Source organism: Achromobacter sp. 2789STDY5608615, from assembly GCF_001298995.1.
Lineage (GTDB): Bacteria > Pseudomonadota > Gammaproteobacteria > Burkholderiales > Burkholderiaceae_B > Achromobacter > Achromobacter insuavis.
On sequence record NZ_CYTY01000008.1, the window covers coordinates 39,989 to 62,770 of the forward strand.

The 22,782-nt window shown below is 68.5% G+C and carries 18 protein-coding genes; 9 read left to right on the forward strand and 9 right to left on the reverse strand.

The window, feature by feature from the left end; translation table 11 throughout:
- From AOZ49_RS09045 to AOZ49_RS09070, 6 genes are all read left to right on the forward strand, one after another.
- Positions 1–794: alpha/beta hydrolase family protein (locus tag AOZ49_RS09045; protein WP_054474915.1), on the forward strand; the 794-nt coding region annotated here is incomplete at its 5' end.
- Positions 795–855: 61 nt separating this feature from the next.
- Positions 856–1,800: an ABC transporter permease gene (locus AOZ49_RS09050; RefSeq protein ID WP_054474916.1), complete on the forward strand. Its 945-nt coding sequence runs from the start codon at positions 856–858 to the stop codon at positions 1,798–1,800.
- Positions 1,797–2,618, forward strand: a complete 822-nt coding sequence (locus tag AOZ49_RS09055) for an ABC transporter permease (RefSeq protein WP_054474917.1) — start codon at positions 1,797–1,799, stop codon at positions 2,616–2,618. The genes AOZ49_RS09050 and AOZ49_RS09055 overlap by 4 nt, the downstream gene beginning before the upstream one ends.
- On the forward strand, positions 2,615–4,270 hold the full coding sequence (locus tag AOZ49_RS09060) for an ABC transporter ATP-binding protein (protein WP_054474918.1): 1,656 nt from the start codon (positions 2,615–2,617) through the stop codon (positions 4,268–4,270). Before AOZ49_RS09055 ends, AOZ49_RS09060 begins: the two co-directional genes overlap by 4 nt.
- A gap of 91 nt (positions 4,271–4,361) precedes the next feature.
- The gene (locus AOZ49_RS09065) at positions 4,362–4,982 is read left to right on the forward strand and encodes a GntR family transcriptional regulator (protein ID WP_054474919.1); all 621 of its coding nucleotides are present in this window, start codon (positions 4,362–4,364) and stop codon (positions 4,980–4,982) included.
- Positions 4,983–5,172: 190 nt separating this feature from the next.
- Positions 5,173–6,732, forward strand: coding sequence for an ABC transporter substrate-binding protein (locus AOZ49_RS09070; protein WP_054474920.1), 1,560 nt, complete (start codon positions 5,173–5,175; stop codon positions 6,730–6,732).
- A 307-nt stretch (positions 6,733–7,039) separates the two neighbouring features.
- Here AOZ49_RS09070 and AOZ49_RS09075 read toward each other — a convergent pair whose 3' ends face one another.
- The 6 genes from AOZ49_RS09075 to AOZ49_RS32410 all read right to left on the reverse strand — a co-directional run bounded on the left by AOZ49_RS09075 (position 7,040) and on the right by AOZ49_RS32410 (position 12,962).
- Positions 7,040–8,602: an ABC transporter substrate-binding protein gene (locus tag AOZ49_RS09075; RefSeq protein WP_054474921.1), complete on the reverse strand. Its 1,563-nt coding sequence runs from the start codon at positions 8,600–8,602 to the stop codon at positions 7,040–7,042.
- Between the two features lie 73 nt (positions 8,603–8,675).
- Positions 8,676–9,812 carry a C45 family autoproteolytic acyltransferase/hydolase gene (locus AOZ49_RS09080; protein ID WP_054474981.1) on the reverse strand — a complete coding sequence of 379 codons (1,137 nt, stop codon included), beginning with the start codon at positions 9,810–9,812 and terminating at the stop codon, positions 8,676–8,678.
- A gap of 228 nt (positions 9,813–10,040) precedes the next feature.
- A complete protein-coding gene (locus tag AOZ49_RS09085) occupies positions 10,041–10,811 on the reverse strand; it encodes a polysaccharide deacetylase family protein (RefSeq protein WP_054429679.1) in 771 nt (256 codons plus the stop codon).
- Positions 10,808–11,698, reverse strand: coding sequence for a polysaccharide deacetylase family protein (locus AOZ49_RS09090; protein ID WP_054429678.1), 891 nt, complete (start codon positions 11,696–11,698; stop codon positions 10,808–10,810). Before AOZ49_RS09090 ends, AOZ49_RS09085 begins: the two co-directional genes overlap by 4 nt.
- Positions 11,698–12,711 carry a Bug family tripartite tricarboxylate transporter substrate binding protein gene (locus AOZ49_RS09095; protein WP_054429677.1) on the reverse strand — a complete coding sequence of 338 codons (1,014 nt, stop codon included), beginning with the start codon at positions 12,709–12,711 and terminating at the stop codon, positions 11,698–11,700. Before AOZ49_RS09095 ends, AOZ49_RS09090 begins: the two co-directional genes overlap by 1 nt.
- Positions 12,708–12,962, reverse strand: coding sequence for a hypothetical protein (locus tag AOZ49_RS32410; RefSeq protein ID WP_156355621.1), 255 nt, complete (start codon positions 12,960–12,962; stop codon positions 12,708–12,710). Before AOZ49_RS32410 ends, AOZ49_RS09095 begins: the two co-directional genes overlap by 4 nt.
- Before the next feature lie 14 nt (positions 12,963–12,976).
- On the opposite strand from AOZ49_RS32410, the gene AOZ49_RS09100 reads away from it, so the two are divergent.
- The gene (locus AOZ49_RS09100) at positions 12,977–13,747 is read left to right on the forward strand and encodes an IclR family transcriptional regulator (protein WP_054429676.1); all 771 of its coding nucleotides are present in this window, start codon (positions 12,977–12,979) and stop codon (positions 13,745–13,747) included.
- A 41-nt stretch (positions 13,748–13,788) separates the two neighbouring features.
- Here AOZ49_RS09100 and AOZ49_RS09105 read toward each other — a convergent pair whose 3' ends face one another.
- The 3 genes from AOZ49_RS09105 to AOZ49_RS09115 are packed head-to-tail and all read right to left on the reverse strand — an operon-like array spanning position 13,789 to position 19,669.
- Positions 13,789–15,318 carry an efflux transporter outer membrane subunit gene (locus AOZ49_RS09105; RefSeq protein ID WP_054474922.1) on the reverse strand — a complete coding sequence of 510 codons (1,530 nt, stop codon included), beginning with the start codon at positions 15,316–15,318 and terminating at the stop codon, positions 13,789–13,791.
- 2 nt (positions 15,319–15,320) lie between these two features.
- Positions 15,321–18,494: an efflux RND transporter permease subunit gene (locus tag AOZ49_RS09110; protein WP_054474923.1), complete on the reverse strand. Its 3,174-nt coding sequence runs from the start codon at positions 18,492–18,494 to the stop codon at positions 15,321–15,323.
- A complete protein-coding gene (locus AOZ49_RS09115) occupies positions 18,491–19,669 on the reverse strand; it encodes an efflux RND transporter periplasmic adaptor subunit (protein WP_369815782.1) in 1,179 nt (392 codons plus the stop codon). Before AOZ49_RS09115 ends, AOZ49_RS09110 begins: the two co-directional genes overlap by 4 nt.
- Before the next feature lie 166 nt (positions 19,670–19,835).
- Between AOZ49_RS09115 and AOZ49_RS09120 the strand changes: the two genes are divergently transcribed.
- Positions 19,836–20,459 carry a TetR/AcrR family transcriptional regulator gene (locus AOZ49_RS09120; RefSeq protein WP_054429673.1) on the forward strand — a complete coding sequence of 208 codons (624 nt, stop codon included), beginning with the start codon at positions 19,836–19,838 and terminating at the stop codon, positions 20,457–20,459.
- A gap of 186 nt (positions 20,460–20,645) precedes the next feature.
- Positions 20,646–22,616 carry a BCCT family transporter gene (locus AOZ49_RS09125; RefSeq protein ID WP_054429672.1) on the forward strand — a complete coding sequence of 657 codons (1,971 nt, stop codon included), beginning with the start codon at positions 20,646–20,648 and terminating at the stop codon, positions 22,614–22,616.
- Positions 22,617–22,782: the final 166 nt, after the last annotated feature.

Below are 22,782 nucleotides of genomic sequence, written 5' to 3' on the forward strand. Positions count from 1 at the left end.
ACAGCACCGTCTTCGCCTCGCGCATCGACCCGCGCTTCTCGTACTGCATGTACGTCCCCCCGCACATCGACCAGGCCAAGCACCCGATGGAGCTGGTCGTCATCATGCACGGCACCGGCCGCGCCTTCGTCGAATACCGCGACGCCTTCGCCGAATTCGCCCGCTGGAACGACTGCATCGTGCTGTGCCCGCTGTTCCCCGTCAGCCCGCTCGGCGACGGCAACCGCGACGGCTTCAAGCAACTGATCGAAGGCGACATCCGCTACGACCACATCCTGCAGGGCATGGTCGCCGAAGTCGGCGAGAAATTCGGCCGCGACTTCACCCGCTTCGCCCTGTTCGGCTATTCGGGCGGCGGCCAGTTCGTCAACCGCTACACCTTGCTGCACCCGGAAACCCTGTGGGCCGCCTCGATCGGCGCGCCCGGCTCGGTCACGCTGCTCGACCCCAGCCAGGACTGGTGGGTCGGCGTGCGCGGCGCCGAAGCCCGCTTCGGCAAGGCCGTCGACATCGAGGCCCTGCGCCAGGTCGCGGTGCACATGATCGTCGGCAAGGCCGACCTGGAAACCTGGGAAATCACCCACCGCGAAGGCGGCAAGTTCTTCATGCCCGGCGCGAACTCCGCCGGCGCCACCCGCCCGGAACGCCTGGAATCGCTGCGCCGCTCGTTCGAGGCGGCCGGCGTCAAGGCCGTGCTGGACGTGGTCGAGAACGTGCCGCACGACGGTCTCAAGTGCGTCGGCCAGGTGCAGGACTTCCTGGCCGCCGAACTGCGCAAACTGCGAAATGAATAACATCAAAAACAAGATCGGCGGCGGGCGCGCAAGCGCCTGTCTGCCGCGATAGGAGAGGGCCATGCTGCGTTTCGCGCTATCCCGTATCGTCATGGCCATTCCGACACTGCTGATCGTGGCAGTGGCGGTGTTCGTCATGATCCGCCTGATTCCGGGCGATCCCGCGCAACTGCTGCTGGGCGACCTGGCCACGCCGGCGGCGCTGGCCGACCTGCGCGCGCGCCTGGGGCTGGACCAGACCTGGCCCACCCAGTTCGGCATCTGGTTCGGCAACATGCTGCATGGCGACCTGGGTTCGTCCATCAACACCGGCCAGCCCGTGCTGCCGCTGGTGTGGGACCGCTTTCTGATCAGCGGCCGCGTGGTGCTGGTGGCCGTGCTGTTCGCCGCGCTGGTGGCCGTGCCCGCCGGCATGATCGCCGCCTGGAAGCAGAACAAGGCGCCCGACCTGATCCTGGTCGGCACCGCCACGCTGCTGGTGTCCATCCCCACGTTCTGGCTCGGCCTGCTGCCGCTGATCTTCTTCGGCCTGAAGCTGCAATGGCTGCCGGTGGTGGGCTACGTGTCCATCGGCGAAGACTGGAAGGCCGGCCTGCTGTACCTGGCCATGCCGATCCTGACGCTGTTCCTGCACGAGATCGGCGTGCTGATGCGCATGGCGCGCGCCAGCACCCTGGAAGTGCTGCGGCTGGACTACATCACCCACGCCCGCGCCAAGGGCCTGTCGGAATCCGCGGTGCTGATGCGCCACGCCTTCCGCAACGCCTTCGGCCCCACCTGGACCCTGATCGGCCTGGTGCTGGGCAACCTGCTCGGCGGCATCGCCGTGGTCGAAACCGTGTTCACCATTCCCGGCCTGGGCCGGCTGCTGGTGGATTCGATCTTCGCCCGCGACTATCCCGTGATTCAGGGCTGCCTGCTGTTCGTCGGCGTGATCTACGTGATCGTCAACCTGCTGATCGACCTCTGCTATCCCATCTTTGACCCGAGAGTGACCGCCGAATGAAAAAGCGAATTGCAGCTAACGCGCTGATAGGCGGCGTGATCGTGGCGGCGATGATCGTCGCGGCGATCATGGGCGCCTTCTGGACGCCGCACGACCCGCTCAAGATCAACTTCGTGGCGCGCCTGAAGCCGCCGGGCGGCGAATTCCTGCTGGGCACCGACGAGTTCGGCCGCGACGAGCTGTCGCGCCTGCTGGCCGGCGCTTCCAGCAGCGTCTGGATCAGCCTGCTGACGGTGGGTTTCGCCATCGTCGCCGGCACCATCATCGGCACCCTGACCGGCTTCGTGCGCGGCTGGACCGACCGCATCATCATGGCCTTCAACAACGCCCTGCTGGCCTTCCCCGGCCTGCTGCTGGCGCTGGGCCTGCTGGTGGTGGTCGGCGCCAACAAGTACGGCATCATCCTGGCGCTGGGCCTGGCCTACACGCCGTCGGTGACCCGTATCGTGCGTGGCACGGTGCTGTCGCTGCGCGAGAAGGAGTTCATCGAATCCTCGCGCGTGCTGGGCAACTCCGAGCTCTACACCATGGTGCGCCACGTGCTGCCCAATTGCGTCGCGCCGTTGACGGTGCTGGCGACCTCGATGTTCGGCTGGGTGATCCTGGCGGAAAGCGCGCTGTCCTTCCTGGGCCTGGGCGTGCCGCCTCCCGCGCCGACCTGGGGCAACATGCTGGCCGCCGCCCGTCCGTTCATGGCGCAGGCCTCCTATCTTTCCATTCTTCCCGGCCTGGCCATCGCGCTCGCGCTGCTCGGGATCAACCTGCTGGGCGACGCGGTGCGAGACCGCTTCGATCCCCGCATGAGGGGCGTGCAATGAGCGCACTGGTTACCGTATCGAATCTGTCCCTGACCGTCGGCCGTGGCGGCCGCGAAATCGTCGGCGGCGTGTCCTTCGAGGTGGCGCCGGGCGAAATGGTCGGCATCGTCGGCGAGTCCGGCAGCGGCAAGACCCAGGCGGCGCGCGCCATCATGGGCCTGACGCCGCCGCCGCTGGTGGTGGCCGGCGGCTCGATCCGCTTCGAGGGCGTGGAAGTCACCCAGGCCAGCCCGGCCGCGCTGCGCAAGCTGCGCGGCGCGCGCATCGGCATGGTGTTCCAGGAACCCATGACCTCGCTCAACCCGTCCATGTCCATCGGGCGCCAGCTGGACGAAGGGCTCAAGCTGCATCGCCGCGACCTGTCGACGGCGCAGCGCCGCGAACGCATCCTGGAGATGCTGCGCCGCGTCGGCATCCGCGACCCGAAGGCCGCCGTCGAGGCCTGGCCGCACGAGTTCTCGGGCGGCATGCGCCAGCGCATGATGCTGGCCTCGGTGATGCTGCTGGAGCCGGCGCTGCTGATCGCCGACGAGCCCGCCACCGCGCTCGACGCGGTGGTGCAGCGCGACGTGCTGGAACTGATGGTCGACCTGACGCGCGAGCACAACACGGCCGTGCTGATGATCAGCCACGACCTGCCGATGGTGGCGCGCTATACCGAACGCATGGTGGTGATGCAGCACGGCAAGGTGCTGGAGACCGGCACCACCGCCGGCATCCTCGAACGGCCGCAGCATCCCTACACCCGCAAGCTGCTGGACGCGATGCCGCGCCGCCTGCCGGCGCGTCCGCCGATCCAGGAAGCGCCGATCGTCGAGGTCAGGAACCTGGTGGTCGACTACGCCGGCCACCAGCGCCTGTTCTCGCGCACCGGCGCCAAGCGCGCGCTCAATGGCATCGACCTGCACGTCAAGCCGCGCGAAGTGGTGGCGGTGGTGGGCGGCTCGGGTTCCGGCAAGACCACGCTGGGCCGCGCCATCGCCGGCCTGCTGTCGCCGACTTCCGGCCAGATCCTGTTCCGCAACCAGCCGGTCAGCCGCCGTTCGCCGGCATGGCGCGACTACCGCCTGAACTGCCAGATGGTGTTCCAGGACCCGTATTCGTCGCTCGACCCGCGCATGACCATCGGCGAGCTGGTGGGCGAGGGCCTGCGCATGCTGGTCGACATGCCGGCCGCCGACAAGCGCCGCCGCGTGGACGAAGTGCTGGCCGAAGTCGGCCTGGGCTCGGAATACGCCAAGCGCTTTCCGCACGAACTGTCCGGCGGCCAGCGCCAGCGCGTGGCCATCGCCCGCGCGGTGGTGCGGCGGCCGTCCTTCGTCATCGCCGATGAACCGGTGTCGGCGCTGGACGTGACGGTGCGGGCGCAGGTGCTGGACCTGTTCGCCGACCTGCAGGAACGCCACGGCTTCTCCTGCCTGTTCATCAGCCACGACCTGGGCGTGGTGGAACAGGTGGCCGACCGGGTGGTGGTGATGCGCGACGGCGGCATTGTCGAGCAGGGCACGCGCGACACGGTGTTCGACCAGCCGCGCGAGGAATACACCCGCAGCCTGCTGTCGGCGATTCCCGCGCTGGAATCGACCGAAACCGGGGGCGTGCGCCTGCGCTGGCGGCTGGACCAGCAGGAGCCTTCGCGGGCCACGGCCTGAGGGGATGGGTCCGCGCCGGCCGGGGCTTGCCGTCCCGGCGCGGACTTATGCATAAAATACGCGGTTTGGATTTGATTCACGGGAGTGGTCCATGCCGAAAGCGGCGGCGACACAGCCGGGCCTGGTTGACCGTATTGCCCTGGATATTCAGTCGGGGGTATACGGCCCCGGCGCGTGGCTGAAACAGATCGATTTGCAGGAACGTTACGGCGCCAAGCGCCTGGACGTGCGGCGCGCGCTCGACCAATTGACCGCCAAGCGGTTGATCGCGCACATCCCCAACCGGGGTTACCACGTCTACACGATGGATCCGGACCAGCATGTGCAGATCCGCGACATCCGCGTGCTGCTGGAAACCGGCGCCGCGGCCGACCTGATGCCCAACGTCACGGCCGCCAAGGTGCGCGCCCTGCGGGTGCTGGCCGAGCGTTTCTCCAAGCTGCTGCAGGACGGCACGCTGCTGGAGCAGTACGAGGTCAACCTGGCGTTCCACGCCGGCATGTACGACATGTGCTCGAACCGCGAACTGGCGGCCCTGATCCAGGAAACGCGCGCGCGCGGACCGGCGGCGCCGGCCAAGGAATGGGTTACGCGTTCGCGCATCGAGATCTCGGCGCGCGAGCACTTCGACATGGTCGAGGCGCTAGAGGCGCGCGACGTCAAGCGCCTGCAGAAGATCATCGCCCAGCACGTCGGCCAGGACATTTCCTGACCCGGCGCGGGCGCGACGGCCCGGTTTTCGCGGCGGCCTTCCTGAAAAGGAGGCCGCCGCGGTCATTTCGGGGCCGCTTTCAGGGATACCCCGGATACCGCATCGGCCATTAGCCTGCATAATGGGCAGCTATTTTGGCGCCAATATAGTCATGAATCCGGCGTCGCATGCCCCCGGGGGAATTTCCGCAATGCACCACCTTCCTGTTTCCCGAGCGCTCGCGCTCAGCCTGGCCCTGGCCGCCGCAGGCGCGGCCCAGGCCGCCACCCTGACCATCGCCCAGCCGGCCGACATCCGCTCGACCAATCCGGGCGTCAACCGCGACAACACCACCGACGGCGTGGTGCTGAACATGGTGGAAGGCCTGGTCGGCTACCGGGAGAACGGCACGGTGGCGCCGCTGCTGGCCAAATCGGTCGACCTGTCCGAAGACGGCCTGACCTATACCTTCAAGCTGCGCGACGGCGTCAAGTTCCACAACGGCGCCACGCTGACCTCGGCCGACGTGATCTGGAGCTGGCAGCGCTACATGGACGCGAAGACGGACTGGCGCTGCCGCAGCGACTTCGACGGCCGCAACGGCCTGAAGGTCACGGACGTGACCGCGCCCGACGCGCAGACCGTCATCATGAAGATCGACCGCAAGTCGGCCGTGTTCCTCGATTCGCTGGCCCGCACCGACTGCGGCATGACCGCGGTCCTGAGCAAGGATTCGGTCAACGCCGATGGCTCCTGGAAGGAGCCGGTCGGCACCGGCCCGTACCAGTTCAAGGAGTGGAAGCGCGGCGAGTACGTGCTGCTGACCGCGTTCAAGGACTACGTCTCGCCCAGCGCCGGCAACAAGCCGGACGGCTACGTCGGCGCCAAGCGCCCGCTGGCCGACGAGGTCAAGTTCCTGGTGGTGCCGGACCCGTCGACCGCCAAGGCCGGCCTGGTGTCGGGCGCGATCGACGCCAGCCAGATCACCATCACGGACGTGGCCGAGCTCAAGAAGAGCAAGACCGTGTCGGTGATGAGCCCACACGACGCCACCAAGCACACGCTGCTGTTCCAGACGCAGGATCCGGTGCTCAAGAACGTCAAGCTGCGCCAGGCGATCGCGGCGGCGCTGGACATTCCGCAGGTGGTGGCGGCGGCCTCCGAAGGCCTGGGCCAGTTGAACAACTCGGCGGTGTACGCGGGGTCGGCCTACTACCAGGAGACCGAGAAGCGCACCTACAAGTACGATCCGGCGCGCGCGCAGCAGCTGCTCAAGGAAGCGGGCTACAAGGGCGAGCCGATCGTCATCTACGCCAACAAGCGGGCGCACGTGCCGAGCTATCAGGTGGCGGTGATCGCGCAGGCGATGATGCAGGCGGTGGGCATCAATGCCAAGATCGAGGTGCTGGAATGGGCCACGCAGCTGGACCGCTACAACACGGGCAAGTACCAGATCAGTTCGTTCACGTTCTCGTCGCGGATCGATCCGGCGCTGAGCTTCGAGCAGTTCGCGGGCGACAAGACCAAGCAGCCGCGCAAGGTCTGGGATGATCCCGAGGTGCAGAAGCTGATCGACGAGAGCTTCCTGGAGTCGGATCCGGCGAAGCGGCAGAAGCTGTTTGACCAGCTGCATACGTTGATGCTGGAGCAGACGCCGATGTTGGTGCTTTATAACGGGGCGGATGCCTGGGCTACGAATAAGCGGGTTGAGGGGTTTTCGGTTTGGGAGGGGAAGCCGCGGGCCTGGGAGACTAAGGTCGTTGGCAAGTAAGTAGCTTTTTTCGGGCGGTCTTTTTTCTGGGGCCGTCCGGGGCGGCGTTGGCCTGGCGTGCGCGGGGCTACGATTGCGGTCCGGAGCGTTCGCTCCGGACTTTCCCTTCGTCATCTTCGTCACAGCCTTCGGCTGTTCCTTCAGATTCCCTCGGGCGCATCTACACGCCCCGCGCACGCCAGGCCAACGCCGCCCCGGACTCGACCGTTGAAACTTGACGGTTGCCGGGGCGGTTTTATTTTTTCGGGTGTCGCAATGCAAAGAGGCCGCTTTCGCGGCCTCTTCGTTTGGTGCGGTGTTGCGGTGGTTACTTCGCCACGCGTTCCACTTCCCAGGCGCGCGGTTTCTTCACGGCCCAGGGGGTGTAGCCCTTGATGTCGGTGCGGAAGGCGCCGATGTCCAGGCCGTTGTAGAGCGGGATGCTGGGGACGTCGGCCAGGAACAGCTTGTGCAGCTGGTCGAAGGAGGCCTGGCGCTTGGCGTGGTCGGTGTCGACCGAGGCGGCGTCCAGGAGTTTCTGGGCGTCGGGGTTGTCCCAGACCTTGCGCGGCTGCTTGGCCTTGTCGCCGGTGACCATTTCGTAGTTCAGCGCCGCGTCCAGGCGGGCGGAGTACGGGAAGGTCATCATCTGGTAGGTGCCGGCGTTGTAGCGGTCGAGCTGCGTGGCCCATTCGGACACGGACAGCTTGGCGTTGATGCCGACGGCCTGCAGCATGGCCTGGATGATGACGGCGGAGTTGTACGACTGCGGGTAGCGCTTGGTCGTGATCAGCTCCAGCTCCTGGCCCTTGTAGCCGGCTTCCTTGAGCAGCTTCTGGGACAGCGCGGGGTCGTATTTCCAGCCTTCCTTCTGGGTCGCGTCGTTGTGCGGCGAGACCAGCGGGACGATGGAGTTGTTGGGCTTGGCCAGGCCTTCGGTGACGGCGGCGGCCAGCTGGTCGTAGTCGATGGCGTGGGCCAGGGCCTGGCGGATCTTGGGGTTGGACAGCAGCGGGTCCTTGGTCTGCAGCAGCAGCGCGGTCATGCTCATGACGGGCGCGTAGGCGACCTTGACGTTGGGGGTGCCTTGCAGCACCGGCACGTCGTTGTTGGAGACGTCCTCGATGATGTCGATGTTGCCGCGTTGCAGGGCGGCCTTGGCGGTGGAGTCGTCGGGCACGATGACGAAGCGCACTTCATCGACCAGGGGGCGCTTGGAGCCGGTGTAGCCGTCGCGCTTGCCGTCGCGGTTGGCGTAGTCGGCGAACTTGGTCAGGCGCACGTATTCGCCGCGCTTCCATTCGGCGAAGGCGAAGGGGCCGGTGCCGATGGGCTTGTCCCAGCTGCCGTCGGCCTTGACCGAGGCCTTCTGCAGGATGCCCGTGCCGCCACAGTCGGCGCGCGCCAGCGAGGCCAGGAACAGGCTGCTGGGTTTTTCCAGGTGGTAGACCACGGTCTGGGCGTCGGGCGCCTCGACGCCGGTGACCTTGACGGTGCCGCGGCCATCGAATTCGCTGGCGCAGCGCCAGCCGGAGTTGGCGGCGGTGTAGTGCTGCCAGGTCCAGAGCACGTCGGCCGAGGTCAGCGGCGCGCCGTTGTGGAACTTGACGCCCTGGCGCAGCTTGAAGGTGTAGGTCTTGCCGTCGGGGCTGATGTCGATGGACTCGGCCAGCAGCGGGCGCACTTCGGCGTCCTCGCCGTAGGCCACCAGGCCCTCGACGATGTGCAGCACCACCGCGTCGCTGTTGCTGTCGCGGTTGACGCCGGGCTCGGTCGAGCGGATGTCGGCGGTGAACGAGATGCGCAGCGGGGCCGGCGCCTGGGCCAGGGCGGAGCCGGCCAGCGTGCCCAACGCCAGGGCAACCGCGGTAGTCAGGAGTTTTGTTTTCATGGATGCGTTTCCAGGGGTTGCGCGGGCGGCCGGGGGATCCGGCCGCCGCCAGCGGTCAGGGGACCGGGAAAGCTCAGGCCGCGGCCAGCAGCTCGGGCTCGGCGTCCAGGCTGTAACGGGTGAAGGTGCGGTTCAGCGCCGGCAGCGGCGCCACTTCCATCAGGCCGGCGGCCGGTTCCATGACGACCATGGCGACGGTGGCCGACAGGTTGTCGTGGCTGCCGGGGCGCGGCGGGCGGCAGACCGAGTAGGGCGTGCCGAAGTCGTCGAACAGCGCGCGCTTGAGGTCTTCTCGGGTCAGCTTGTCCTTCTCGTTCAGCAGGCGGCGCACGCGCCAGTCGCGGTAGGTGCTTTCCGGGGTGCTGGCGCGGCCGGTGTCGCGCAGCTTGCCCAGGGCGACTTCGCTGACCCAGTGGTTGGCGTGCACGATCAGGTCGTCGGCGCCCGGGTAGATCGGGAAGGCTTCATCGGTGGTGCACTCGTAATCGACGCCGAAGCCGGCGGCCATGCCGATCATGATGTTGTTCGAGCACGACTTCTGGGTGGTGCTGACGGCCTTGATGGCCAGCGCGAAGTGTTCCTGCTCCAGCACCTTGCGGCGGATCAGCGACAGCGGCACGCCGAGCTGGCGGAAGTCGCGGTCGGACTCCAGGTAGTTGGCGGTGATCGACACGCCGGCGCTGTTCAGGCCGCTGCGGGCCAGGCCGCCGGCCTCGACGAAGGTCAGGATGTCCGGGCCGTTGTCGTTGCGCACGCGCAGCACGATGGCGGTCTCGGCGCACTCGGCGCGCCAGTCCCAGTTCTGGCCGTGGATCAGGCGGCCGTTGGCCGAGCGGGTCGGCAGGATCAGGGCGCCGGTGCAGCCGTCGCCCGGTTCGAGCTCGGCGGCCTTCTTCTTTTCGGCGCGGGCCTTGGCGATGACTTCGGTGCGGGCGTTGACCATCACGATGTCTTCGAAGGGCACGTTGGCGCCGGCGGCGATGCCGCGCATTTCCTCGAGGTAATGCGGCGCGAAATTCTCGATCTCGCGGGCGAAGCTTTCGATCAGGCGGGTGCGCGCCATGGCGTCGTAGCCCAGGTCGACCAGCGTCTGGCCGTACATGGCGGCGCTCTTGCGCACGCGGTCGGCGGCCTGCTGGCCGTAGGCGCGGCCGCGGGCCTCGGGGGTACCGGAGACCGATACGAACGGGAATTGGGTGATCTGGGTCATGGACGGATAGCGGCGCAAGGCGCCGTGAGGTCGGGGGATAGGAGGGAATGTTGCAAAAATATTAGCTTATTTTGGCGCCAATATTACCCAGGGTTTGCCCGGGGATAACGGTCCGCCAGGACCCGCGAAAGCCCCGCGGCAGCGGTCTGGGAGGGGCGCCGCCGCGTCCGCCGGCTCCCGCCGCCCTGCCGGCGGACAGGCCGCGCCGGCAGGGCGGCGGCGCATCGGTCAGGCGCCGGCCGCGTGTTCGCGCGCCAGGTCGTCGCAGCGGGCAAAGCCGGCGCCGGCGGCGCGCAGCCGGTCGAGCAGCCGCTCGATCATCTGCAGCCGGGCGGCGCGTCCCACGCCGTTGTCCGCGCGCGGGTGCAGCGTCAGGCAGGCGTAGCCCTCGGCCGCCAGCAGCGCGTCGCCCTGTTCGGCCAGGTGCGCATAGGCGCGGTCCTGGGTCACGCGGCGGCCGAAATGGCTGGCGTCGCACAGGCCCTCGCTCCAGGGCAGTTCGATCATGCCGGGGGCGCCGTCGGCGTCCAGCGCGTAGGGCGCGTCGTCGTCGATGGCGCTGCTGTCGTAGCGGTAGCCCAGCTCGCGCAGCAAGGGCAGGGTGCGCGCGCTGAAGCCGCCGCCGGTCCAGCGAAAGCCCTGCGGCGCCTGGCCGGTCAGCGCCGCCAGGCGGTCGCGGCCGCGTTGCAGCACCTCGGCCTCGCGCTCGCCCAGCGTGGCCAGGTCTTCGAAGGCGTTGCCCTGCGAGGCGGCTTCGTGGCCGTCGCGCAGGCTTCGTTCCAGCAGGTCGCGGCAGCGCTCGGCCTCGAAGGCGGGCCAGAACAGGGTGGCGCGGATTTCCTGGCGCCGCAGCATGTCCAGCACCCGCGCCAGGCCGCCGCCATAGGTGTAGCGGCCGTGGCCGTCGCGGCCGTGCAGTTCGTGTTCCGGGCGGGCGGCGGCTTCGGGGCCGATGCCCTGCACGTTGAGGGTGACCAGTACGGTCTTGGGGGCCGTCATGCGGTTCTCCAGGCGGCGGGGTGGGCCAGGCAGTGGCGGGCCAGCGCGGCCAGCGTCATGCAGTGCACGTCCGGCTGGGCGCCGACGTAGGCCAGGAAGCGGTCCATGGCGGCGGCGCGGGCCGGCGTGCCGGAACCGCCGGCGGCCTTGGGGTGCACCGTCAGGTGGATGTAGCCCTCGGCCTGGCGCAGCGCCTCGAATTCCTCGATCCAGTTGTCGCAGGCCTCGGCGGCCAGGCTGTGGCCGGTGAAATAGAACGGATAGTCGTCCAGCGACACCGTGTTGTTGGGCAGCATGACGAAGCCATCGCCGCCCTCGGCCGGCAGGTAGGGGCGGTCGCGGTCCTTTTCGCTGGCGTCGTAGCAATAGCCGAGCCGGCGCAGCGTGGGCAGGGTGCGGTGGCTCTTGCGGCCCGACGGCGAACACCAGCCCACCGGCGTCACGCCCAGCTGCCGCTGGATCAGGGTGTGGGTCTTTTCCAGCAGCGCGGGTTCGTCCTCGCCCAGGTCCCAGGCTTCGTGCAGGTAGCCATGCGCCGCGATCTCGTGGCCGGCGGCCAGGATGGCGCGGAAGGTGTCCGGGTAATGCTCGACGTCGTAGCCGCAGGCGAAGAAGGTCGCCGGCATGGCGTGGCGCGCCAGGATCTCCAGGTGGCGCGGCACGCCGCGGCGGATGGCGTAGCGGCCGGCGGTATGGATGCCGGCGCTGGGGAATTGCTTGCGGCCGACCTCGACGGCGGGGCCGTCGACGTGCACGGTCACGCACACCACGGCGCGCACCGGCGGGGCTGATGGCGCGCGCCGTCCCTCGGCGCGCAGTTCATGGTCGAGCGCCAGCCAGGGATTGGCGGCGGCGTCCAGCGGGACGCCATAGGGAATGGCTTGCATCAGGTGGCCTTGATATTGGCGTTCTTGATCAGGGTGCGCCATTTCTCGCTTTCGGTGGCGACGAAACGGCGCAGTTCTTCGGGCGTGCCGCCGTGCAGTTCCAGCCCGTTCTGCGTCAGCTGCGCCAGGGCGGGTTGCTTGAGCGCGCTCTGCACCGCGCCGTTGAGCGTCTGGACGATGGCCGGTGGCGTGCCGGCGGGCACGAACACGCCGTTCCAGCCGATCGCCTGATAGCCCGGATAGCCGGACTCGGCCACCGTCGGCACGTCGGGCAGGGCAGGCGAGCGCGCGGCGGACGTCACCGCCAGCGGCCGTGATTTGCCGCCCTGGATGAATTGCTGCTGGTTGATCACCACGTCCATCAGCACCGGGAACTGGCCGCCCAGGAAATCGTTGACCGCCGCCGCCGCGCCCTTGTAGGGCACGCCGGGCAGGTCGAGGCCGGCCGTGGCCTTGAGCAGTTCCATCGCCAGGTGCGCCGAGCTGCCGTTCTGCGTGATGCCGTAGAAGTACTTGCCGGGGTTGGCCTTGATGAGGGCGACGAACTCCTGCAGGGTCTTGGCCGGAAACGACGGATGCACCACCAGCACGTTGTTGTAGTAGCAGACCATCGAGACCGGCTCGAAGTCCTTGATGGGGTCGTAGGCGATGTTCTCGTACAGGCTCTGGTTCACGGTGTGGGTGCCGGTGGAGCCGAGCGCGACGGTGTAGCCGTCGGGCGCCGAACGCGCCGCCTGCTGGGTGCCGATGATGCCGGCCGCGCCGCCCTTGTTGATCACCACCACGCTCTGCTTGAGCGCTTCGCCGATGCCCTGGGCCAGCGGCCGCGCCACCAGGTCGGTGCCGCCGCCCGCCGGGAACGGCACGATGAACTGGATCGGGTGTTCCGACGGGTAGCCGGCCGCGCGGGCCAGGCCGGGACGGGCGAGCGCGGCGCCCGCCAACGAGGCGGCCGACGCCGCCATGAATTGCCGGCGGCTGATGCCGCCGGGCCTGCTGCTGGACTGCTTCATGCGATTTCCCCTTGGATGTGCATGCCGGGCGAGGCGGGCCGCGGACTTTTCGCTGTCCGCTGGTCTGCTGCTTCAGTATCATTATTCGATAAAAAACAATCTTCACCAATTAGTTTTTCTCTATAAATGATAAAAATAGCGAAGACGATAGCGAGAAGCAGAGCGTTGGGCGAGAAGCGATAGCGGCGGGTTATGGCGCAGGGGCGCGCCGGGATCGCTGTGATACGCTGCGCCGGTTCCGCCTCGCCCACCGTCCGCCGATTCCATGTCCACCCTGAAGCGCGCCCTCGCGATCCTCGACCTCTTCAGCCTGGCCACGCCGGTGCTGACGGCCGAAGAGATCATCTCCAAGCTGTCCTACTCGGCGCCGACCGGCTACCGCTACATCCGCGACCTGTCGGACCTGGGCTACCTGCTGCGCATGACGGGCGGCGGCTACAAGCTGGGGCCGCGCATCATCGAGCTGGACCATCTCATCATCGACGGCGATCCGGTGCTGGGCGTGGCCCGGCCGATCATGCGCGAGGTGGTGGACCAGGTCGGCGGCGACGTGCTGCTCAGCGTCATCCACGGCCTGCGGATCCTCAACATCCACCACGAACGCGGGCCCGACGCGCTCGGCATCCCGCACGGCCGCGGCCGCGCCCACCCGCTGTTCCGCGGCGCCACCGCCAAGACCATCATCGCGTTCCTGCCGCGCAAGGACCAGCGCAGACTCTACGAAGGGCACGCCGCCGAGGTCGAGGCCGCGGGCCTGGGGCCGACGCAGGCCGAGTTCATCCGCCACCTGGACGAGATCCGGGTGCGTGGGGCGTATCTGGGGGTGGGCGAGATTTCGCCGGAACGCGCCGGCATCGCGGTGCCGGTGTTTCAGGAAGACCGGCGCATCTTCGGCGCGCTGACCGTGACCTTCCTGGCGACCCGGCTCAACACCATTGCGCAGGACAAGACCACGGCGCTGCTGCAGGCGGCGGCGCGGCGCATCGAATCCCTGGCGCTGGCGTCCCGCATCAAGGAACAGGCCCCCGCGCCGTAGGCGTCGGGGGCCTGTGGGCCGCTCGGATCGAGCGGCGCGGGTTACTGCTGCTGCTGCTGCTGCTGCTGAGGCGCTGGCGGTTCGCCCGTATTGCCGCCGGTGGCCGGTTGCGCCGGCGCCTGCGGCGCGCGCACCGGCGAGCCCATGGCCTGGAACAGCGCCGCCGTCTCGGTCAGGCGGGCATTGGCGTATTCCACTTCCCGCACCCGCGCCGCGACGTAATGCTGTTCGCTGGCGTACGCGGTGTAGGGCGCCAGCGCGCCCAGGCGCACTCGGTTGGCGGTGTTGCGGTGCGACTGCTCCGCCGACCGGCGCGAGGCCTCGGCCGACGCCAGCGCCTGCCCATCCGCATCCAGCTGCGCCAGCGTGTCGGCCACGTCGCGGAAGGCGGTCAGCACGGTCTGCTTGTATTGCAGCACCGCCGCTTCATAGCGGTCCTTGGCGGCGCTGCGCTCGGCCAGCAGCGCGCCGCCATGGAAGATCGGCTGCGTCAGCGACGCGCCCACCGCCCAGATCGAGCCCGCGCCCGACAGCGCCGCCGGCCAGCTGAAGCCGCCCTTGCCCATCGATGCCGACAGCGACAGGCTGGGGAACAGCTGCGCCGTGGCCACGCCGACGTCGGCCGCCGCCGCGCGCAGGACGGCCTCGGCGATGTGGATGTCGGGCCGCGCCGCCAGCAGTTCGGACGGCACCAGCACCGGCACTTCGCCGGGCACGGCGATCATGGCGAAGGCCAGGTCCGGCGGCGCCTGGTCGGGGCTGCGGCCCATCAGCACCGCCAGCGCGTGGCGGGTGGTCTGCCACTGCGCGCGCAGGCCCGGCAGCGAGGCCTCCAGCGTGGCGGCGTCCTGGTCGGCCTGCAGTGCGTCGTTCTGCGAGGCCGAGCCCAGTTCGTAGCGGCGCTGCGTGTCGCGCGCCACCTGGCGCGCCAGCACCACCTGCTTTTCGGTCAGCGCCACGCGCTCGGCAAGCGAGGCCGAGGTGATGGCGCCGGTGACGATGTTGTCGGCCAGCGAACGGCGCGCCGATTCCAGTTGGAACGCCTGCTGCTCGACGTGCGCCGCGCGCGACACGTTCTCGAAGCGCGCCGCGCCGAACAGGTCCAGGTCGTACTTGGCCTGGATCTGGCCGGTGAAGACGTTGTAGAGCGCGGTGGGTTCCGGCAGGTTCGGCATGGTCAGCGCGCGCTTGCGCGTGACGTCGCCGCCAGCGTCGACCGTAGGCATCAACGAAGAATTGACCTGCCCGCGCAATTGCTCGCGGGCGCCGGCCAGGTTGCGCTCGGCGGCGGCCAGGTCGGGGCTGTTGGCCAGGCCTTCTTCCACCATGGCGTTGAGCGCCTCGGAGCCGAAGCGTTTCCACCATTCGGGCACCGGGCCGGCGTCGCGCGCATAACGCTGCGCCACGCCCTGCGCCGGCGCGCCGGCGGCGGGCAGCGCCTCGACGCCGTATTGCGCGGGCTGCGCCATGGCCGGCGGCTTGCTGTCGGGGGCGAAGGCGCAGGCGCCCAGCGCCAGCAGCAGCGGCAGGGTGGCCAGGCGCCAGGCCGGGGTCGGGAGACGGAGGGACATCGTCAGGCTCCTCGTTCTACGTTGTCGCCGGCGTGGGCGCCGGGCGGCACGCCTTCGGGTTCCTCGCGCTCGTCGTGGCGCACGCGGAACCAGGCCGCGTACAGCGCGGGCAGGAAGAACAGCGTCAGCACCGTGGCGCTGGTGATGCCGCCCATCAGCGCGGTGGCCATGGGGCCGAAGAAGTTGCTGCGCAGCAGCGGGATCAGCGCCAGCACCGCGGCCGCCGCGGTCAGCGTGATGGGACGGAAGCGCCGCACCGTGGCGCCGACGATGGCGTCGACGCGCTTGTGGCCGGCGCTGATGTCCTGTTCGATCTGGTCGACCAGAATCACCGAGTTGCGCATGATGATGCCGAACATCGCGATCACGCCCAGCATGGCGACAAAGCCGAACGGCTTGCCGAACAGCAGCAGCGCGGCCACCACGCCGATCAGGCCGAGCGGCGCGGTCAGCACCACCATCAGCACGCGGGCGAAGCTTTGCAGCTGCACCATCAGCAGCGTCAGCACCGCCACGATCATGATCGGCATCTGCGCATTGATGGACGACTGGCCCTTGGCGCTTTCCTCGACCGGACCGCCGACCTCGATGCGGTAGCCGACGGGCAGTTCGGCGCGCAGCGCGTCCAGCTTCCTGTCGATGGCGTGGGTGACGTCGATGCCCTGCGCGCCGGCCTTGACGTCGGCCTGCACGGTGATGGTGGGCTGGCGGTCGCGTTCCCAGATCACTCCGTACTCCAGGCCGTAGCGCACCTGGCCCAGGCTGCCCAGCGGCACCGGGCCGTTGGGCGTGGGCATGGCCAGCGTGGCCAGGCGGCCCGGGTCGACGCGTTCGCTGTCGGGGGCGCGCAGGCTGACGTTGATCAGCTTGTCGCGCTCGCGGTACTGCGTCACGGTGTAGCCCGACAGCGTCATCGCCAGGAAGCTGGAGATGTCGTTCGAGCTTACGCCCACTTCGCGCGCCTTCTGCTGGTCGATGTCGAAGCGCACCGAGCGCTCGGACGGCTCGTCCCAGTCGAACTGCACGTTGACCGAGCGGCTGTCGGCGCGCACTTCGGCGGCCACCTTCTCGGCCACCTGGCGCACCTCGGGGATCTTGTCGCCGCTGACGCGGAACTGCACCTGAAAGCCCACCGGCGGGCCGTTCTCCAGCCGCGACAGGCGGCTGCGGATCGCCGGGAACTGCTCGTGCAGCACCGGTTCGAGCCAGTGCGCCAGTTTTTCGCGGTCTTCCACCGAGTTGGCGGTGATGACGATCTGCGCGAAGTTGGGCGTGGCCAGCTGCTGGTCCAGCGGCAGGTAGAAGCGCGGCGCGCCGGTGCCGACGAAGCTCACCGAATGGGCGATCTCGGGCCGGCCGTCCAGCACCTTTTCAAGCCGCTCGACCTGGCGCAGCGTGGCGGCGAACGAGGCGCCTTCCTGCAGCCGCACGTCCACCAGCAGCTCGGTGCGGTCCGAGCTGGGGAAGAACTGCTGCGGCACCAGGCCGAAGCCGACCATCGACACCACGAACAGCGCCACGGTCGCCAGCAGCACGCGCCAGCGACGGTCCACGCACCACGCCACCCAGCCGCGCAGGCGCTGGTAGAAGCGGGTGTTGTAGATGTCGTGCTCGTGGTCATCGGGCAGGTGCGCCTCGCGCTTGCGCTCGGGCAGCATGCGATAACCCAGCAGCGGGATCAGCACCACCGCGGCGAACCACGAGGTGATCAGCGCGATCGCCGACACCTGGAAGATCGAGCGGGTGTATTCGCCGGTGCTGGACTTGGCCAGCGCGATCGGCAGGAAGCCGGCCACCGTCACCAGCGTGCCGGTCAGCATCGGGAAGGCGGTGCTGGTGTAGGCGAAGGCGGCGGCGCGCGCGCGGCTCCAGCCCTGTTCCAGCTTCACCGCCATCATCTCGACCGCGATGATGGCGTCGTCCACCAGCAGGCCCAGCGCCAGCACCAGCGTGCCCAGCGAGACCTTGTGCAGGCCGATGCCGAACATGTCCATGAACAGCGCGGTCACCGCCAGCACCACCGGAATCGAGATCACCACCACCATGCCGGTGCGCAGGCCCAGCGACACCAGGCTGACGATCAGCACGATGGCCACGGCCTCGGCCACCGAGCGCAGGAACTCGTCCACCGAGAACGACACCGCCTTGGGCATGCTCGACACTTCGGTCAGCGTCAGGCCGGCCGGCAGCCGCGCCTTGAGTTCGCCGAACTTGGCGTCCAGGGCCTTGCCCAGGTGCACCACGTCCTGGCCGGGCTGCATGGTGATGCCGATGCCCAGCACCGGCTCGCCGCGCGTGCGCATCTGCTCGGCCGGGGGATCGTCATAGCCGCGGTGGATGGTGGCGATATCGCCCAGCCGGATCGACTTGCCGTTGACGCGGATCAGCGTCTCGGCCAGCGCCCGGGTGTCCTGGAGCTGGCCGCTGGGACGCACGAACACGCGGTCGTCGGCCGTGGTCAGGGTGCCGGCGCTGGCCACCGCGTTCTGGCTGTTGATGGCCTCGGCGATCTGCTGCGGCGACACGCCCAGCCGCGTCAGCTGCGTGTTGCTGATCTCGATATAGACGTGCTCGGGCTGCTCGCCGAAGTAATCGACCTTGGCCGCGCCCGGCACGCGCAGCAGCACGGTGCGCAGGCTGTCGGCGTAGTCGCGCAATTGCGCCGGCGAGAAGCCGTCGCCCGCCAGGGTGTAGATGTTGGTGTAGACGTCGCCGAACTCGTCATTGAAGAACGGCCCCTGCACGCCCTGCGGCAACGTCGCGCCGATGTCGCCGACCTTCTTGCGCACCTGGTACCACTCGTTGGCCACCTCGCTGGCCGGCGCCGAGTCCTTCATGGTGAAGAAGATCAGCGATTCGCCGGGACGCGAGTAGCTGCGCAGGAAGTCCGTGGACGGTGTTTCCTGCAGTTTCTTGGCGATGCGGTCGGTGACCTGCTCCTGCACCTGCTGCGAGGTGGCGCCGGGCCACAGGGTCTTGATGACCATCACGCGGAACGTGAAGGGCGGGTCTTCGGACTGCGCCAGGCGCGAATACGACAGCACGCCGAACAGCGTCACCAGCGTGATCAGGAAGATCACCAGCGGCTGGTGCCGCAGCGCCCAGGCCGACAGGTTGAACTTGCCTTCCTCGTGGCGGTGCGCGGCGTTCTGATTCTCGGGAACCGGCGCGCTCATGATGCGAAGTCCTCGGGGTGCAGCGGCGGCACCGCGCGGACCTTCTCGCCGGCCGACACGGCGTGCACGCCTTGCCAGACCACGCGCTCGCCGGCCTGCACGCCCTGCGTCAGGGTGACGCTGCGGGCGTCGTAGCGCAGCACCTGCACGCGACGCAGTTCCAGCGTGTCTTCCTGCGGCTTGACGATCCAGACCGCCGGCTCGCCGTTGTCATGGAACAGCGCGGTCGCCGGCACCGTGTAGGTGGTGGCGCCGTTGGCCTGGCGGTTGTCGAAGCTGATGTTGGCGGTCATGCCCAGTCGCACCTCGGGCGAGGGCGACTCCAGCGTCAGCTTGGCGCGGTAGGTGCGGCTCTGCGGATCGGCCGCCGGCGCGATCTCGCGCAGCACGGCGCTGAAGGTCTGGCCGGGCAGCGGCGCCAGCGTGACGGTGGCGCGCTGGCCGATGGCCAGGCCCGCCAGCACGCTTTCGGGCACGTCGCACAGGGCGTCGACGTCGCCCGCCCAGGCCAGGTTGTAGACCGCCTGGCCCGCCGCCACGTTCTGGCCGGTGTCGGCCTGCTCGGCGGTGATGACGCCGGCGTGGTCGGCGGCCAGGGTGGTGTAGTTGAGCTGGTCGGCCGACAGGGCCGCCTGCTGCGCCGCCTGGTCGCGCTGCGCCAGCGCCGAGGCGTAGGCGTTGCGGGTCTGTTCGAGCTGGTTGGCGGCGATCAGGTTTTCCCTGGACTGGGCGCGGTCGCGGTCCAGCTGCTGCTTGGCGTAGTCCAGCTGGTGCTGGGCGGCCGACAGCTGGGCGCGGGCGGCGGCGGCGTTCTTGGTGGCGTCGGCGGGGTCGAGCCTGGCGACCACCTGGCCCGGCTTGACCGTGTCGCCCAGCCGGACCTTGCGTTCGATGATCTTGCCGCCCACCCGGAACGACAGCGGCGTGCTGTAGCGCGCCTGCACTTCGCCGGGCAGGGTCCAGGCCGGCAGCGCCGAATCGGCCTTGGCCGGCATGGCCACCACTGGACGCGGCGGCGGCGGCTCGGCCTCCTTGCTGCCGCAGCCGGCCAGCGCCAGCGTCAGCGCCAGGGCGAGCGCGGGCCAGGGGCGGCGCAGGACAGGATGGGAAAGCGCCGCGGCACGGGCGGCGGGATTGCGCGCGGCGACGGGCGCGCAAGAACCTGAAGAATTCACGAAACACCTCGCGACGCGGGCAGGAGGGGGAAACGGGACGCGAGGCGGCAGGCCCTTGCAGGCCGGCGCGGCACCCTGGCAATCCGATACGGGATGGATTCTAATTCGGGTGTGTATTCAAATACAAGTGTGAATCTGAAATCGTTCCAGATGATAGAATCGCCCCATGTCAAAAGTCCGCCTTACCCGAGAGCAAAGCCGCGACCAGACGCGCCAGCGTCTGCTCGATGCCGCGCAATCGATCTTCCTGACCAAGGGTTTCGTCGCCGCCAGCGTCGAGGACATCGCCGAACTGGCCGGCTATACCCGCGGCGCCTTCTATTCCAATTTCGCCAGCAAGTCCGAACTGTTCCTGCAGCTGCTCAAGCGCGACCATGAAAACGTGATGAGCGACATGCGCGCCATCTTCGAGGCCGGCGAGACCCGCCAGCAGATGGAAGACAGCGTGCTGCACTACTACAGCAACCATTTCCGCGACAACGAGTGCTTCCTGCTGTGGATGGAAGCCAAGCTGCAGGCCGCCCGCGATCCCGAATTCCGCGTCGGCTTCATCGCCTGTATGGGCGAGCTGCGCGAAGCCACCACCGAATACATCCGCCAGTTCTCCGAGCGCGTCGGCACGCCCCTGCCGCTGCCCGCGCGCGAGCTGGCCATCGGCCTGCTGGCGCTGTCCGACGGCATGCAATTCAGCTTCGCCTTCGACCCGCAGAACGTCAGCGCCGAGACCACCGAATCGGTGCTGGCGGGGTTCTTCCGCCGCGTGGTATTCGGCGAACGCGACCCCGGCTAGGGCCGCCCGGCCCGACGGCGACCCGCGCGGCCGGCCCGGGCCCGGATGCCGGGCGCGGTGCGGCCATGCGACGCGGGCATTGTCACGGCCAGCGGCGGCATGATAGTAATAACGGCGGCGCGCCGGCTGGACTGAGGGGGCCAGCGCCGCAGCCTTTGGCATCCCTCGGGCGAAAGGAGCGGCAGCATGTCTTCAGAAACCCGACCATCCACCATCAACCGCCCGGTCTTCTATTCGGCGGCGCTGTTCACGCTGCTGCTGGTGGGCTTTGCCATCACGGCGCCCAGGACCGCGCAGAATCTGTTCGAATCGATCCAGGCCTGGATCCTGGGCAACGCCAGCTGGTTCTACATCCTGGTGGTCGCCATCATCCTGCTGTCGGTGGCGTTCCTGGCCATCAGCCGCTATGGCGACATCAAGCTGGGGCCCGATCACAGCGAGCCCGACTACCGCAACTTCACCTGGTTCGCCATGCTGTTCTCGGCGGGCATGGGCATCGGCCTGATGTTCTTCGGCGTGGCCGAGCCGGTCATGCACTTCATGTCGCCGCCGGTGGGCGAGGGCGCCACCGCGGCCGCCGCGCGCGAATCCATGAAGATCACCTTCTTCCATTGGGGCCTGCACGCCTGGGCCATCTACGCGGTGGTGGCGCTGACGCTGGCATTCTTCAGCTTCCGCCATGGCCTGCCGCTGACCCTGCGCTCGGCCCTGTACCCGCTGATCGGCAACCGCATCCACGGCCCCATCGGCCACGCGGTCGACGTGTTCGCCATCATCGGCACCGTGCTGGGCGTGGCGACCTCGCTGGGACTGGGCGTGGCGCAGATGAACAGCGGCCTGAACCACCTGTTCGGCATTCCCGTGGGCGTGATGCCGCAGATCATCCTGATCGTCATCACCTGCGGGCTGGCCACGCTGTCGGTGGCCAGCGGCCTGGACAAGGGCATCCGCATCCTGTCCGAGGCCAACATGGTGCTGGCGGTGATCCTGCTGCTGTTCGTGCTGGTGGCCGGCCCCACCGTGTTCCTGCTGCAGACCTTCGTGCAGAACACCGGCGCCTACCTGTCGGACATCGTCAACAAGACCTTCAATCTGTACGCCTACGAGCCGACCGACTGGATCGGCGGCTGGACCCTGTTCTACTGGGGCTGGTGGATCGCCTGGTCGCCGTTCGTGGGTCTGTTCATCGCCCGCATCTCGCGCGGCCGCACCATCCGCGAATTCGTCAGCGGCGTGCTGCTGGTGCCGGCCGGCTTCACGCTGTTCTGGATGACGGTGTTCGGCGATACCGCCATCCACTTCATCCTGGTCGATGGCATCAAGGGGTTCGCCGATACGGTCAAACAAGACAATTCGCTGGCGCTGTTCGCGTTCTTCGAGCTGCTGCCCTGGAGCAGCGTGATCTCGATCTTCGCCATCGCGATGGTGGCGGTGTTCTTCGTCACCTCGGCCGACTCGGGCGCGCTGGTGGTGGACCTGCTGGCCTCGGGCGGCGCCGACCGCACGCCGGTGTGGCAGCGCATCTTCTGGTCGCTGTCGATGGGCGCGGTGGCCATCGCGCTGCTGCTGGCCGACGGCCTGACGGCGTTGCAGACGGCCACCATCGCCAGCGCGCTGCCGTTCTCGATCATCCTGCTGCTGTCGTTGTGGGGGCTGTTCAAGGCGCTCAGGCTCGACGCCACCAAGCGTGGCATCCGCTACCAGTCGCTGACGCTGTCGCGCCCCGCGCGCGGTGGCCAGTCGTGGGAGCGGCGGCTGCGCAACATGGTCATGATGCCGCGCCGCGCCCACGTGCTGCGCTTCATCGCGGATGTGGTGACCCCGGCGCTGGAGGACGTGGCCGATGAACTGCGCAAGCAGGGCTACGCCGTCGCGGTCAAGGAAAGCGACGGCGAGGGCGGGGTGGTGCTGGAGGTGAACCACGGCGAACACCTGGACTTCTTCTATTCGGTGCGGCCGCAGGCCTTCGTGCGGCCCAGCCTGACGCCCGAAGAGGCCGCCGACGAGGAAGAGCGCAAGTACTTCCGCGCCGAGGTCCACCTGCGCGAGGGCGGACAGGACTACGATATCATGGGCTGGAGCCGCGACGCCGTCATCGGCGACATCCTCGACCAGTACGAACGCCACCGCCACTACCTGCACATGGTGCGCACGTAGCCCTGGCGTTGCGCCCTGGGCGCAAGCCTGTTTCCCCGCAAACCGCCGGCCTTCGCCGGCGTTTTTTTTGGCCATTTCCCGCCGATAGGTTTTCTTAATCCTAAACATTACTTTAGGTTTTTTGACTTCGTCCGATTTTTCAAGGATTATCCAAGCAATTCCTTTG